Source organism: Streptomyces xingningensis, assembly GCF_054957865.1.
In genome coordinates, this window is sequence record NZ_JBDJPF010000040.1 from 46,403 (window position 1) to 61,414 (window position 15,012).

Sequence of the window (15,012 nt, forward strand, 5' to 3'; positions counted from 1 at the left end):
CCAGGCAGGCGATATGGAGCGGGCGTTATCCTCGGCCCGCGACCAGGAGCCCTGCGCCGTACCGCGGGGCGCGGCGACGGATGGAGACACGATGAGCAAGGCCGAGCAGGCGGACACACAGTCACCTGCGCCGCACGTTGCCGACAGCCACGATCTGATCCGCGTGCACGGCGCGCGCGAGAACAACCTCAAGGACGTCAGCATCGGGATCCCGAAGCGCCGGCTGACGGTGTTCACCGGCGTCTCCGGCTCGGGCAAGAGCTCGCTGGTGTTCGACACGATCGCCGCGGAGTCGCAGCGGCTGATCAACGAGACCTACAGCGCCTTTGTGCAGGGCTTCATGCCGACGCTGGCGCGGCCCGAGGTCGATGTACTCGAAGGGCTGACGACCGCGATCATCGTCGACCAGCAGCGGATGGGTGCCGACCCCCGCTCCACGGTCGGCACCGCCACCGACGCCAACGCGATGCTGCGCATCCTCTTCAGCCGACTGGGCAAGCCGCACATCGGCTCGCCCAAGGCGTTCTCCTTCAACGTCCCCTCGATCAGCGGAGCGGGTGCGGTCACGCTCGAGCGCGGCGGGGAGACCGTGAAGGAGCGGCGCAGCTTCAGCATCACCGGCGGCATGTGTCCGCGCTGCGAGGGCCGGGGCACGGTCTCCGACATCGACCTCACCCAGCTCTACGACGACTCCAGGTCGCTCGCCGAGGGCGCGCTCACCATCCCCGGCTACAAGGCGGGCGGCTGGAACCACCGGCTCTACAGCGAGTCGGGCTTCTACGACCCGGACAAGCCGATCCGCGAGTACACCAAGAAGGAGCTGCACGACTTCCTCCACCGCGAGCCGACCAGGATGAAGATCGCGGGCATCAACATGACCTACGAGGGACTGATCGGGCGGGTCCAGAAGTCGTTCCTCGCCAAGGACCGGGAGGCGATGCAGCCGCACATCCGGGAGTTCGTGGACCGGGCGGTCACCTTCACCGCCTGCCCCGAGTGCGAGGGCACCCGGCTCAGCGAGGGGGCCCGGTCGTCGAAGATCAAGCGGATCAACATCGCCGACGCCTGCGCGATGCAGATCAGCGACCTGGCCGAATGGGTCCGCGGCCTCGATGAACCTTCGGTCGCGCCGCTGCTCGCGACGTTGCGGCACGCTCTCGACTCGTTCGTGGAGATCGGCCTCGGCTATCTCTCGCTCGACCGGCCGGCGGGCACGCTCTCGGGCGGCGAGGCACAGCGCGTCAAGATGATCCGCCACCTCGGCTCCTCGCTCACCGACACCACCTATGTCTTCGACGAGCCCACCACGGGCCTGCACCCCCATGACATCCAGCGGATGAACGACCTGTTGCGGCGGCTGCGGGACAAGGGCAACACGGTGCTCGTCGTGGAACACAAGCCGGAGGTCATCGCGATCGCCGACCACGTCGTCGACCTCGGCCCCGGAGCCGGTACGGCGGGCGGCACCGTCTGCTTCGAGGGCACCGTCGAGGGGCTGCGGGCCGGCGGCACCATCACCGGCCGTCATTTCGACGACCGGGCCGCCCTCAAGGAGACGGTGCGGAAACCCACCGGCACGCTGGAGATCCGGGGCGCGACCACGAACAACCTGCGCGAGGTCGACGTCGACATCCCGCTCGGGGTGCTGGTCGTTGTCACCGGTGTCGCCGGTTCCGGCAAGAGCTCGCTCATGCATGGGGCGATCCCACCTGGTGCGGGAGTGGTGTCCGTCGACCAGACCGCGATCCGCGGGTCCAGGCGGAGCAACCCGGCGACGTACACCGGACTGCTCGACCCGATCCGCAAGGCGTTCGCGAAGGCCAATGGCGTGAAGCCGGCGCTGTTCAGCGCCAACTCCGAGGGCGCCTGCCCCAACTGCAACGGCGCCGGGGTCGTCTACACCGACCTGGCGATGATGGCCGGCGTCGCCACCACCTGCGAGGAGTGCGAGGGAAAGCGGTTCGAGGCATCGGTGCTCGACCACCACCTCGGCGGCCGCGACATCAGCGAGGTGCTCGCGATGTCGGTGACCGAGGCCGAGGAGTTCTTCGGCGCCGGCGAGGCGCGCACCCCGGCCGCGCACCGCATCCTCGGCCGGCTCGCCGACGTCGGGCTCGGCTACCTCAGCCTCGGCCAGCCGCTCACCACGCTGTCCGGCGGCGAGCGGCAGCGGCTCAAGCTGGCCACCCACATGGCCGACAAGGGCGGTGTCTACCTCCTCGACGAGCCGACCACCGGCCTGCACCTCGCCGACGTCGAGCAGCTGCTCGGCCTGCTCGACCGGCTCGTCGACTCCGGCAAGTCGGTCATCGTCATCGAGCACCACCAGGCGGTCATGGCGCACGCCGACTGGATCATCGACCTCGGCCCCGGCGCCGGCCACGACGGCGGCCGGATCGTCTTCGAGGGCACCCCCGCCGACCTTGTCGCCGCCCGCCACACCCTCACCGGCGAGCACCTCGCGGCCTACGTCGGCACCTGACCCTCCCTGGCAGGGAGTGCCGTGGGGGCGCACCATGAAATGGGTGGCCCCCGGGTGAAGGGGGTCCGGTGGTCGCCGCTGTCCGGCGGAAGGGGCCCGAAGATGTCGAGCGGAACGGATGACGGCCCGACCACCATGGCGTGGGTGGTCGACCACACCGCACCGGCCGCGGAGCATCCGCTGCGCCGCGTGGCACGCCCCCTCGGGCCGCCGGGGCCGTACGGCCTGCTCATCGAGGTGCGTGCCTGCGGGGTGTGCCGCACCGACCTGCACCTCGCCGAGGGCGACCTGGCGCCCCGCATCCCGCGCTGCACCCCGGGCCATGAAGTCGTCGGCCGGGTGCTGTCCACGGGGCCCGGGGCCGAAGGGTTCGCCCAGGGCGAACGGGTCGGTGCCGCCTGGCTGGCGGGCACCTGCGGCACCTGCCGGTACTGCCGGGCGGGCCGGGAGAACCTGTGCCCCGGCTCGCGCTACACCGGGTGGGACCTCCATGGCGGCTACGCCCGGCACGCCGTGGTCGATGCCCGCTACGCCTACCATCTGCCCAAGGGGCCGCCGGACGAGGAGCTGGCACCGCTGCTGTGCGCCGGGATCATCGGCTACCGGGCCCTGGCACGTGCCGCGCTGCCACCCGGCGGCCGGCTCGGTATCTATGGCTTCGGCGCCTCCGCCCACCTGACCGCCCAGCTCGCGATCGGCCGGGGTGCCACCGTGCATGTGCTGACCCGCGCCGAGCAGGCGCGCCGGCTGGCCCTCGACCTCGGGGCCGCCTCCGCGGCCGGGGCGTATGACGCGCCGCCCGAACCTCTCGACGCGGCGATCCTCTTCGCCCCGGTCGGCGACCTGGTCCCGGTGGCCCTCGCCGCGCTCGACCGTGGTGGCACGCTCGCCGTGGCCGGCATTCACCTCACCGACATCCCGGCCCTGAACTACCAGCGGCACCTCTTCCAGGAACGCACGCTGCGCAGCGTCACCGCCAACACCCGTTCCGACGGCCGCGCCTACCTCGCCGAGGTGGCCCAGCGTCCGCCCGTCGTCCATGTCCAGCGCTATCCGCTGAGCCGGGCGGACGAGGCGCTCGCCGACCTGGCCGCGGACCGGGTCACCGGAGCGGCGGTGCTCATTGCCGACGGCGCGGGCGAGTAGCGCTCACGGTCATCTCCCCGGGGCCTCCGGCAGGTGCCAGCGGTAGGGCCGGATGAGCTGGTGGATGCTCTCCGGGCCCCAGGATCCCGGGGCGTACGGCTGGACCGGGGGAGGGTTCTCGAGCAGCGGGGTGGACGCCGCCCAGAGGCGCTCGATGCCGTCGGAGCTGGTGAACAGGGACTGGTCGCCGAGCATCGCGTCGAGGATGAGGCGCTCGTAACCCTCCAGGGCGTGGGCCGTGTTGAAGCAGTCGGTGTACTCGAAGACCATCTCCGCCTCGCCGAGGAGCATCTCGGGGCCGGGTTCCTTGGCGAGGAAGCGGGTGGTGATGCGGCCGGGGTCGTCGAAGTCGATGACCAGCTCGTTGTGCCGTCCTCCGGCGGTGTCCCGCGCGTCGACGGGGAACATGCGGAGGGCGGGTTCACGGAAGCCCAGGGTGACCAGGTGCCGTCCTTGGGCCAGGGCCTTGCCGGAGCGCAGGTAGAAGGGGACTCCGGCCCAGCGCCAGTTGTCCAGTCGGACGCGGAGGGCGGTGAATGTCTCGGTGTCCGAGTCCGGGGCCACGCCCGGTTCGTCGCGGTAGCCCTGGTACTGGCCGCGGACGACCTGGGCCGGGTCGAGGGGCTGCAGGCCGGCGAAGACCTTGTCCTTCTCGTCGCGCAGCGACCGGGCGGTGAGGGTGGCGGGAGGTTCCATCGCGATGAACGCCAGGATCTGGAAGAGATGGGTGACGATCATGTCGCGGAAGGTTCCGGTGCCTTCGAAGAACCCGGCGCGGCCCTCGATGGTGAGCTTCTCCGGTACGTCGATCTGTACATGGCTGATGTGGTTGCGGTTCCAGATGGGCTCGAAGAGGCCGTTGGCGAAGCGGAGGGCGAGGATGTTGTCGACGGACTCCTTGCCGAGGAAGTGGTCGATGCGGAAGACCCGGGATTCGTCGAAGACGGTGTGGATGGTCGCGTCCAGGGCCCGGGCGGAGGCCAGATCCGTGCCGAAGGGCTTCTCCACGATCAGCCGGCCGCCCTCGGCGAGGCCGGTCGAGCCGAGCTCGCCGACGACGGAGGGGAACGCCTTCGGTGGCACGGCGAGGTGGAACAGCCGTCGTGGGCTTCCGCCGATGGCCTGCTCGGCCTCCCGTACCGCAGCCAGCAGCGGTTCGCAGGCGTCGGGGTCGGCGGCGCCGAAGGCCAGGGCGGCCTCGAAGTCCCGCCAGGCCGCGTCCTCGGGCTTCGCACTGCCGAACTCGGCGACGGCCTCCCGCGCGTGCTTGCGGAACTCCCCGGTGCCGATGGCCTCGGCGGCGGGTGCCGAACCGACGATGCGGTAGCGGGAGGGCATCAGTCCGGCCCGGGCGAGGTGGAAGAGGCCCGGCAGGAGTTTGCGCCGGGCGAGGTCGCCGGTGGCGCCGAAGAGCACGATGACATGGTCGTCGGGGCGCGGGCCGCGGTGCTTGGCAGGGCGGGACGGGCTGGCCTCGGTCATTCCCATGGAGCGGCCTCCGGTCTCGTCGGCCCCCACTGCGACCAGTACACGGCCCTGTCTGCCCGCCCGCATCCCCGAACCGTTCGAGCGGAATGGGCCGGTCGGGTGACGACGACTGCCGACGGCCGGTGTGCTCCTCCCCGCGGGGGGAGCACACCGGCCGTTCATCCGGTCACCGGACCCCGGTCAGGCCCGCGGCAGGTCGGCAGTCAGCTCGTCGGAGCCGAGCACGTCCTCACCGTAGAGATCCCGCAGCCAGTTGGTCTGGTAGACGGTGTCCAGGTAGCGCTCGCCCAGGTCCGGGGCGATGGCCACGGTGGTGAGTTCGCCGGCGTCGTGCCGGGCGAGCCAGCTCATCGCACCGCTGACCACCGTGCCGGTGGAGCCGCCGAACAGGAATCCCCGTCTGGCCAGGCGATGGCAGGCACGGATGGTGTCCGCCTCCTCGACCTGGATCACCTCGTCCACATAGGACTCGTCGAGCAGCGCGGGCCGGACGCTGGTACCCAGGCCGGGGATCATCCGGCGGCCGGGAGGGCCGCCGAAGGTCACCGAGCCGACGCTGTCCACCGCGATCACCCGCACCGGCCGGTGCGACTCCCGGAAGTAGCGTGCGCAGCCCATCAGGGTTCCGGTGGTGCCAGCTCCCACGAACAGCACGTCCAGGTGCGGGAATTGACGGTCTATGGCCGGAGCGGTGGTGCGGTAGTGGGCCTTCCAGTTGGCCGGGTTGCTGTACTGGTTGAGCCACACATACCGGTCGTCGGAGGAGCATAACGCCCGCACATGGTCGATCCGGGCGCCGAGGAAACCGCCGTTGGCCGCCGGTTCGGCGATGATGTGCACCTCGCTGCCCAGTGCCTCCATCAGCCTCCTGGCCGACAGATTGCAGCGGGCGTCGGTGACGCACAGGAAGCGGTAGCCCCTGCTCGCCGCGATCATGCTCAGCGCCACGCCCAGGTTTCCGGACGAGGATTCGACCAGGATCGACGACGGTGTCAGGTCGCCGCTCCGCTCGGCCGCCTCCACCATGGCCAGCGCGGCCTTCAGTTTGATCGAGCCGGCGAAGTTGAAGCCCTCGCACTTCAGGAAGAGCGAGTGCCCGAAGATCGGCTGAAGGTCCACATAGAGCTGTTCCTCGTTGAATTCCGTCGGAACGGATATGACTGACACAGTGCCCCCCTCGTATGCGGCTGTGCCTCGGCCGTTCACCCGTACCTGCGCAGCTCATGGAAGAAGTCATCGACGATGTGCAGTTCGCCGGAGCGGACCACCTCGTCGTACACGTACTTGCCCACCGCAAGATCGAGCACCCCGAGCCCGAAGGGCGAGAACACCACCGGCCGGTCCGCCGGTACCGTGACCCGTCCGGCCAGTACGTCGTCCAGCGTGCCCTGCAGGAAGTCCCGCCTGCCGGTGAGCTGTTCGGCCAGGTGCGGTGAGGTCTCGGCCTTGAGGCAGTGCTCGACGTCGTCGACGATGTTGGCCGAGGCGAGCAGGATCTCGGGTGCGAGGTCGCGCAGCGACACATGCAGCACCAGCGGGTGGTGGTCGAACCACGACAGGTCGCTGACATGCGGCCGGCCGGCGACGGTGGCGAAGACGACCAGGTCGCTGCAGCGGATGAGCTGTTCGGCGCTGTCGTGCACGGTGATCCCGGCGGTGGCCCCGGACTGCTCCAGATAGGTCCGGAAGCCCTTGGCGCTGTCGGCGGACAGGTCGTGCACGCCGATCTGGTCGAACGACCAGCCGGTGCCGGCCAGGAAGGTGTGGATGTAGCGGGCGATCAGGCCCGTTCCGAAGAACCCGACGCGCGTCGGGCGCGGCCGGCCGTGGGTGAGCCGGTCGGCCGCCAGGGCCGCCGAGGCGGCCGTCCTGGTGGCGCTGATGATCGAGCTCTCCAGGCAGGCGAACGGGTAACCGGTGTCATGGTCGTTGAGGATCAGCACCGCCGAGGCCCTGGGGACGCCGGCCGTCACATTGGTCGGGAAACTGGAGATCCACTTCAGGCCGTCCACCCGCACCTCCCCGCCGATCGAGGCGGGCAGTGCGATGATCCGGGACGACGGACGGTCGGGGAAACGCAGGAAGTACGACGGCGGGTTGACCGAATCACCGGCTCCGTGTAAGCGGTAGGTGGCCTCGATCAATTCCATGATCTGCTTCTCGCGCCCCTGCAGGGTGCGCTGCACCTGGGCGCCGGAAATCACCGCGAACGGTGGCACGGTGAGCCGCTCGGGCCCGGGGGAATCCGGGGCAGTGGAAGGGGTGGTGGTCATTTGACGGTCACCTCGACGGTAGGGGAGCAGTCGGCCAGCCGCACCTTGTCGGCCATGGCGACGAGCACTTCACGTGGTCCCTCAAAGGGTTCTCTGCTGTGCGCGGTGCGGATGTTGTCGACGAGCATCAGGTCCCCGGCCTGCCAGGGCTCGCGTGCCGTGTGGGCCTCGTAGACCTCGCTCAGCAACTGCACGATGCCTTCGTCGATCGGATCGCCGTTGCCGAAGCGGGTGTTGAACGGCAGCCCGTCGGCGCCGTAGATGTCCACCAGGTATTCGTGCACCTCGGGGACCATCGTCCATTCATTGAGGAAGGCGACCTGGTTGAACCAGCAGCGCCGGCCGGTGACCGGGTGGCGCAGCACGGCGCTGCGGCGCTGCCTGGTGCGCAGTCCGCCGTCGGGCTGCCACTCGAACTCGATCGCCTGGGCGCGGCAGTAGCCTTCGATGGCAGCGCGGTCCTCGGTGCCGAACGCCTCGGCGAAGGAGGCCCCGATCTCGTCGTTGTAGCTGCGGGTGAGCAGCCAGCCCTCCCGCTCGAACCGCTCGACCAGCTGGGCGGGGAGCGCGTCCAGCACGGTCGGCGCGTCGGCCACCGCGGTGGCCCCGCCTTCGGTGGGCGCCTGGAGGCAGGCGAACAGCATCAGGCCGGGGAACTCCAGCGTGTAGCTCAGCTCATGATGCATGCACATCGGCTGGTTCTGCGGCCACTTGGAGGAGGAGTACACGCCGTCGGCATAGGTCTGCCGGGGCGCGAAGGCCTCCTTCTCGGTCATCAGCCCGGTGCCGGCCAGCTCCCGGAAGACGGCGCCGACCGTGTCCGCGTCCCGCAGACCGAGCCCGCGGACCAGGACCGAACCGTGCTCGGCGACCACGGCGCGCAGCGCGTCCCGGTGCCCGGCCGCCCACTGCAACGCGGTGCCGGCGGTCTCGGTGCGCAGCATGGGGAGCCTGCCGGGCCGCAGGTCCACGTCGAGCAGTGAAGCTGAGGATGACGATGGCATGGACGTCCTTTCTCGGTGATTCAGGAAGGTGGGGACGGTGTGGTCGACTCGGCCGGGTGCAGCACCGCCTGGGCCGTCACACCAGGTCGCCGGTGCGTGGCCCGTCGGGTTCGGACAGCAGCTGCAGGAGTCCGGGGCGCCGTTCGGACCTGTCGTCGACCAGCGCCGCCAGGTCGGCCAGGACGGGGTGACGGGTGAGATCCTTGAGGGAGACCGCGCGGTCCAGGGTGATCGCCAGCTTTACCGCCGACAGCGAGGTGCCGCCCCGGTCGAAGAAGTGGTCCCGGCGGCCGATCCGGTCCTGCGGGACGCCGAGCACCTGTGCCCAGGCCCCGGCCAGCCGCCGCTCGGTGGGCGTCTGCGGTGCGTGGTAGTCCTCCTCGGTGGCGTCGAGTTCTCCGGCGAGTGCCCTCAGCGCCCTCTTGTCGATCTTGCTGTTGGCGGTCAGCGGCAGGCGCTCCCGCCAGTGGAAGGCCGAGGGAACCATGTACTCGGGCAGCGATTCACCCAGCCGGTCCCGCAGCGCCCCGGCCTCCAGGGCCCGCGCGGCGGAGTAGAAGGCCACCAAGTGCTTGCTCTGTCCGGCCCGTTCGGCGACCACCACGGCACCGTCCCGGATGCCGGGCACCTGCAGCAGGGCGTTCTCGATGTCGCCGATCTCGATCCGGAAGCCGCGGACCTTGACCTGGGCGTCCCGGCGGCCCAGGAACTCCAGCTTGCCCTCGGGCAGCCAGCGGCCGAAGTCGCCGCTTCGGTAGAGGCGGTTGCCCGGGCGGTGCGGATCGGCCAGGAAGGCCTGCCGGGTGCGCTCGGGGTCGTTGACATAGCCGCGGCCGACGCAGACCCCGGAGAAGGCGATCTCACCGGGGGCGCCCAGCGGCACCGGCGACAGCTGCCCGTCGACCAGGTAGACATGCACATTGTTGATGCAGGGGCCGAGCGGGACCCGGTCCCCGTCCGGTGCCCGCTCCATGATCTCGTGGTTGGTGTCATCCGAAGTCTCGGTCAGGCCATAGGCGTTGACCAGCTTGATCCCGGGCTCGACGGTGAACCAGCGCTGGGCGAGCTCCTTCTTCAGCGCCTCCCCGGTGACGGACACACACCGCAGGTCCGGCAGCTCGCGGGGGTTGCGCTCCAGATGGGACAGCACGGCCTCGAGGTAGGACGGCACCACCTGGAGCACATTGACCCGGCCGTCGACGACCTTGTCGGTGAACCGCTGGACGTCCAGGACCACCTCCTGCGCGATGAACAGGACCTGCCCGCCGGCCAGGAGCGGGGCGAGCAGTTGCCACAGCGAGATGTCGAAGCACTGGGGCGCGGTCTGGGCGACCACCTGCCCTTCGCCGACGCCCAGGGCGTCGATCTTGGCGTAGAGGTGGTTGAGCATGCCCGCGTGCTCGCACATCGCGCCCTTGGGCTCACCGGTGGAGCCGGAGGTGAAGTAGACATAGGCGAGCTGGTCCGGCCCGACGGCGACGCCGAGATCGTCCTCGGCGTGGTCCTCCGCACCGGCCGCGTCGATGAACAGCGTCCGCACTCCGGGCAGCGAGTCCAGGGCCTGGTCGAGGGTGGCGGTGCTGCCGGGCTCGGTCAGCACCAGCCCGCACTCGGCCCGGGAGAGCATGGTCGCGATGCGATCGGCCGGGAAGTGCGGCTCGATGGGCAGATATACGGCACCGGCCTTGAGCACGGCGAGCAGGGCGGTCAGCCAGTCGAGGTTGCGCTCGGTCACCACCGCGACGACGCTCTCCCGCCCGAGCCCCCGTGCCAGCAGTGCCCGGCCCAGCCGGTTGGCGCGTTGATTGAGCTCCCGGTAGGTCAACCGCGTCTCGTCCTGCACGGCGGCGACGGCCTCCGGGTGGGCCCGCACCCGCTCCTCGAACAGCTCATGGAACCGGCGGTCCGGCAGCTCCCGGCGCGGACCGGCGAGCCCCTCGAGCTGGAAGCGGAGTTCGGTGGCGGACAGCAGGCTCTGCCCTGCGTGCTCGGCACCCGGGTCCGCCGCGATCAGTGCGAGCGCGGTGCGGTGATAGCCCGCGATCCGGGCGGCACAGTCCGCGTCGAGCACCTCCGTCCGGTACCGCAGCCGCAGGGTGAGCCGTTCGTCCCGGTGGGCGAACCCCACCCACAGCACGGTGCCCTCGGCAAGACCGCCATCGTCACCGGTCGGCTGCCAGACTGTCTCGAACAGCGGCTCGGCCAGGCCGAGTTCGGCCGCGAGCTCACCGACCGGGAAGCCGCGGTGCGACAACAGCGCGGACTCGGCCCGATGGGCGTCCAGCACCAGCCCCCGCCAGGATCCCGGTTCGGCCGGCAACCGGCAGGGCAACGCCGGGCCGTCCGGCCCGGCGGCATAGCCGATCGTCACCTCCTGCTCGCCGGAGAGCGCGGCGAGCACCTTGGCGTGCGCGGCCAGCAGCACCGAGCCGAGCGGCACCGCCAGGTCGTCCGCCAGCTTCCGCAACGCCGCCACCAGGTCGCCCGGAACGACCGCCGTGTGCTCGGCCACGCCCGTGACCGGATCGCGGGTCCAACGCGGGATCGCGGTGAATCCACCGGCGACCAGCACCCCGTGCCAGAACTCCCGGCCGCCGTCCACTGACTTGCCCATCGAGTCTTCCTCTCCCCTCATTACCACGGTGCCGGTCAGCCGAGCAGGCTGTTGGAGACGGCCTTGCCGCCCGGTGCGAGCACCTGCTGCGGCGCCCGTCCGTCGATCCGCTGCGCGGGGGCCCGCCGGGACCGGTCGGCTCGCAGCTCCGCGGCCGGATTTCCGCCCCACCGCGCGTGCGGGGGGACGTCCTCGCCCTTCATCAGGAAGGAGTCGGCGGCGAGCACCGCACCGTCGCCCATCGTCACGCCGTAGTGGACCAGGGCACCGACCCCGAGGGTGCAGCCCGCACCGAGTGCGCTGTGGTCCGACTTGAAGGTGCCGTCCTCCTGCGAGTGGCACTGGATGTGGCTCCCCGCGTTGAGCACGCAGTCGTCCCCGACGGCGGTGAGGGACCGCTCCGACGGAATGCACCCGTCGTCAAAGACCCGCTTGCCGAGACGAACGCCCAGCATCCGCCAGATCAGGTTCTTGAACGGGGTGCCATTGAAGGCGTTGAAGTGGGCGTCGGGCACCTTCCACAGCCGCTCATGCCGCCAGAAGCGCCGGTCGTAGATGGAGCACGCTTGCGGTTCAAGCGCCCGGAACCCTGTGATGGACCGCTCCACCAAGGCGAAGTAGAGGGTGGTGAAGCTCAGGCTGAACAGCAGGAACCCGGCATTCATCAGCTGACCCAGCGCGTCATACCGGTCGACGGTGGCGAGGACGAGCAGGGTGAGCCCGAAGAAGTGCAGCCACCGGATCAACAGCACCACACCCATGGTGCGGAGGTTGTAGCGGTTCTTCGCGGACAGGCGGGAGTGCAGCTCATCCCCGGTCCGCAGATGGTCGAACCGGGTGTCGCGCTCCACGGTCCGGGGAATCTCGAAGGACGGCGAGCCCAGCAGCCCCACCCCTTCGCGGACCTCGCCCTCCAGCGGGATCATCACCTTCGTCGCCAGCAGGCAGTTCTCGCCGGTCCTGCCCCCCGTGGGATAAACGATGAAGTTTCCCAGGAAGTTGTGCGCCCCGATCGACGTCCGGGACACGCTGAAGGAGCTGCTGGAGAACTCGGCGTTCACGATGGAAAGCCCGTCGGCGACCATCGTCCCGCTGCCGATGACACTCAGATACGGGGTCTCATGCTGCACCCCTATGCCGAAGTTCGAACCCGTCTGCTCCACTTGGGAAAGGTCGTACCCCAGGCACTTCAAGTAGTGGACGATGTAGGAACTGTCACCGAACAGCCAGATGAAGAACTTGAGGTTGGTCATCCGCGAGACCGTCCGGTGCAACGAGTAGCGAGCGCCGTACAGCGGATAGACCTTCCCCGGCTTGATCATCAGATGCAGCAGGCGCGGCAGGGTGAACAGCACGACCAGCCCCGCCACGACCAAGCCGAAGAACAGCACCGCGGAGATGAACAGGGCATCGGTGAAGAACACCGAGGAGGTAACCGGCGCCGCGCCCGCATCCGTCCGGCCGATCAGCCTCGGCACCTCGTGCAGCACCACATAAATGCCCCCCATGGACAGTGGCATGAGCACCAGGAACACCTTCAGCAGACCGATGAGCCCGAACCCGGCCCGGCGCAGGGTGCCGCACTTCGCCGGCCCGACCCTCAGATAGTCGAACTCGGTGCGCTGCGCCGGAGATCCGTGCCACCGCTGGCCGCCCGGCACGGTTTCGCCGCTCTGCAGCGCGGAGGTGTGGCCGAGCTGTGAGCCGTCGCCCATGGCGGTGTTGATGTCCAGGACGGTGTGCTCGCCGATGAACACCTCGCGGCCGAGGGTGACCGGGCCGGTCTGGATCCGCCCGGCATACGCCCGGTAGCACTGGAAGAACGTGTTCTTGCGGATCACCGTGCCGGCGCCGATGGTGAGGAGATCGGTGCACACCGGCAGGCTCCGGGAGAGGATCGTGACCTCCTTGCCGATCTTCGCGCCCAGGGCCCGCAGATACAGCACATACAGCGGACTGCCCACGAACAGGACCATCGGGTTGGCGCGCACCAGTGTCTTGACGATCCAGAAACGCAGATAGGTCAGGCCCCAGACGGGGAACTCACCGGTCTTCCACCGGCCGATGAGAATCCATTTGGCGGCGATCGGGAAGATGGCCAGGCCAAGGAACTCGGCGCCGCCGAACAACACCGCCCGCCCGTAGATGTCCATCGCTCCCGAGCCGTCGGAGACCCACCCATAGGCCCGGGTGGTGGCCAGCGCGGTGAGGTAGGAGTAGCCGAGGAAGACCAGGAGTTGAAAGATCCCGCACAGGACGTAGTGCAGGGTGTTGCCGGGCTTCACCACCTCGGCGGGCGGCGGAGCGGGGGCCTCGGCGGGCACCGGCTCGACGTCCCCGAGCGCCGTCGCCAGGCTGCGGACTGTGGTGTACCGGTAGATGTCCTTCATGGACACCGACGGCAGGTCCGGCCGCTTCCTGACCCGGGCACAGAAGTGGGCCATCACCATCGAGTCGGCGCCGAGGTCGTCGAAGAAGTGGCTGTCGACCGAGACCTGCTCGGCCTTCACGACCTCGGCCAGCACCTCGGCGAAGATCTTCTCGGTGTCGCTCGCCGGAGCCGGGTGGTCTTCGCGGGTGGATGTGGGTGGGGATAAGGACTGGGCCGGATCTTTGGTCGGGACTTCGGCGGGTTCTCCCACCACGTGAGCTCCTCGGGAGTTCGGCGCCCATTTTCTGCGGGCTCTGGCTTACGGGTTGTCAAGTTCCTTGCCAAGGCGGGTTTTCGGTGCACGGTGACAGGCCGTCAGGCCATTGATGGGCATGCCGGTGGATCCGGCTTGAGCAGCGATTCGGCTCTGGGTCGAGCCGGTTGTGCCACGCCGGGGGAGTGGAGGTCGGTCAGTACGGGCTGTCGATCCGGTTGTCCGCGTGCCGTGGGGCGGTACTCGGCCGGGACATCAGCCGCCGGTGGGCGGTGCCGGTGTGGCCGCATCTCGCGCGCCATATCCGGACGATTTCACATGAGTTGTGCGCCCCAACCCGACTGCGCGAAGGTTTCCGCCAGAAATGATCAACAGAACCGAGCCTTGGCAAGATTCGGAACCTCGTATACGGGCCCCCGCATCTCGTACCCCCTCCCCGCTCCGAGCGAACGAGAACTGTTGAAGAACGTAGGGTCCCGCCGGTTGGCAAACCAGCGGGGAAATAGGCCAAGGGGTCACGAGGCGTTCGCCACCGAGGGGCCGGCGCTCGCGGCTCGCGTCGGGGAGGCGGGCCGCGTCGCCGAAGTAACGTCCGTGTTACGCCCGCCACCTGTTGTTTCGGATGCCCCAGCCCAATTCTCCGGCCCCCGCCCACCCTTGGTCCTCCCGCTTCACAAAGGGGCGGAAAGTTTCTCATCATTGGAAATGGCGCATTGCAGGCAAAAGACTGTGAACGGCTGCGTACCATCAAGGAAAACGGACGCTGTGCGCCCGCATGTGGCCGTCTGCCTTGGCGTAAAACCGGCAATGAGCCAAGGTTTCTTAATAAAGGTTTGATCCGTGTCCGGTAATGCCGATTCAAGTTTCGTAAACTGAACACCTGCATGCGTTGATCGGCATAAGTAGGGACAGTGCCGCGCGTGTGACGCGCCGGAATCCCTCCGGTAACAAGTCCATCGGGGCCGGCGCGCTTACAGGTCTTGACGTCAGGAGACAGGTCCCTGCATGTGCTGGCTGATCCACTGGATCAGGCCGCCCGTCTCCATGTTCGGTACATAGGTGGCGGCGTTGTGGTCGCCGCCCTGGATGACGTGGTACTTGGTCTTGACCGGGCCCTTGTTGCCGTACCTTGCGACAAAGGCGTCGATCGGCGGCTTGACCGGCTCGCTGGCGCCGACCTGGAGACCCAGGTAGACCTCCGGGCCCTTCCTGGCGATGAGCCGCTGGGCGAGCACCTTGGAGTTGTTGTCCGCCCGCTCCTTCTCATGGCCCGCCCACAGGCGGGAGTCGGGGACGATGTCGGGCCCGGAGGCGATGACGGCCTTGAACTTGTCGGGCTTCTGGAGCACGGACTTCAGGC

The 15,012-nt window shown here is 69.2% G+C and carries 8 protein-coding genes and 1 pseudogene; 2 read left to right on the plus strand and 7 right to left on the minus strand.

What is annotated here, in order from left to right; genetic code table 11:
• Positions 1 to 91: 91 nt before the first annotated feature.
• Positions 92 to 2,482: an ATP-binding cassette domain-containing protein gene (locus ABCR83_RS20870; protein WP_462696619.1), complete on the plus strand. Its 2,391-nt coding sequence runs from the start codon at positions 92 to 94 to the stop codon at positions 2,480 to 2,482.
• A 102-nt stretch (positions 2,483 to 2,584) separates the two neighbouring features.
• The gene (locus tag ABCR83_RS20875; RefSeq protein ID WP_462696620.1) at positions 2,585 to 3,628 is read left to right on the plus strand and encodes a zinc-binding alcohol dehydrogenase family protein; all 1,044 of its coding nucleotides are present in this window, start codon (positions 2,585 to 2,587) and stop codon (positions 3,626 to 3,628) included.
• A 9-nt stretch (positions 3,629 to 3,637) separates the two neighbouring features.
• Here ABCR83_RS20875 and zwf read toward each other — a convergent pair whose 3' ends face one another.
• The 7 genes and pseudogenes from zwf to ABCR83_RS20910 form a co-directional block, all read right to left on the minus strand.
• Positions 3,638 to 5,116, minus strand: a complete 1,479-nt coding sequence (gene zwf, locus ABCR83_RS20880; protein WP_462696621.1) for a glucose-6-phosphate dehydrogenase — start codon at positions 5,114 to 5,116, stop codon at positions 3,638 to 3,640.
• A 180-nt stretch (positions 5,117 to 5,296) separates the two neighbouring features.
• Complete coding sequence (gene sbnA / locus ABCR83_RS20885; protein WP_462696622.1) at positions 5,297 to 6,283, minus strand: 2,3-diaminopropionate biosynthesis protein SbnA; 987 nt, start codon at positions 6,281 to 6,283, stop codon at positions 5,297 to 5,299.
• Between the two features lie 35 nt (positions 6,284 to 6,318).
• The gene (sbnB, locus tag ABCR83_RS20890) at positions 6,319 to 7,389 is read right to left on the minus strand and encodes a 2,3-diaminopropionate biosynthesis protein SbnB (RefSeq protein WP_462696623.1); all 1,071 of its coding nucleotides are present in this window, start codon (positions 7,387 to 7,389) and stop codon (positions 6,319 to 6,321) included.
• Positions 7,386 to 8,393, minus strand: coding sequence for a TauD/TfdA family dioxygenase (locus tag ABCR83_RS20895; protein WP_462696624.1), 1,008 nt, complete (start codon positions 8,391 to 8,393; stop codon positions 7,386 to 7,388). Before ABCR83_RS20895 ends, sbnB begins: the two co-directional genes overlap by 4 nt.
• A 76-nt stretch (positions 8,394 to 8,469) precedes the next feature.
• Entirely contained in the window at positions 8,470 to 11,007 is a 2,538-nt protein-coding gene (locus tag ABCR83_RS20900; protein ID WP_462696625.1) for a non-ribosomal peptide synthetase, read from the minus strand.
• A 35-nt stretch (positions 11,008 to 11,042) separates the two neighbouring features.
• On the minus strand, positions 11,043 to 13,652 hold the full coding sequence (locus ABCR83_RS20905) for a Pls/PosA family non-ribosomal peptide synthetase (protein WP_462696626.1): 2,610 nt from the start codon (positions 13,650 to 13,652) through the stop codon (positions 11,043 to 11,045).
• Positions 13,653 to 14,638: 986 nt separating this feature from the next.
• Positions 14,639 to 15,012, minus strand: a pseudogene (locus ABCR83_RS20910) (hypothetical protein); the annotation flags it as partial.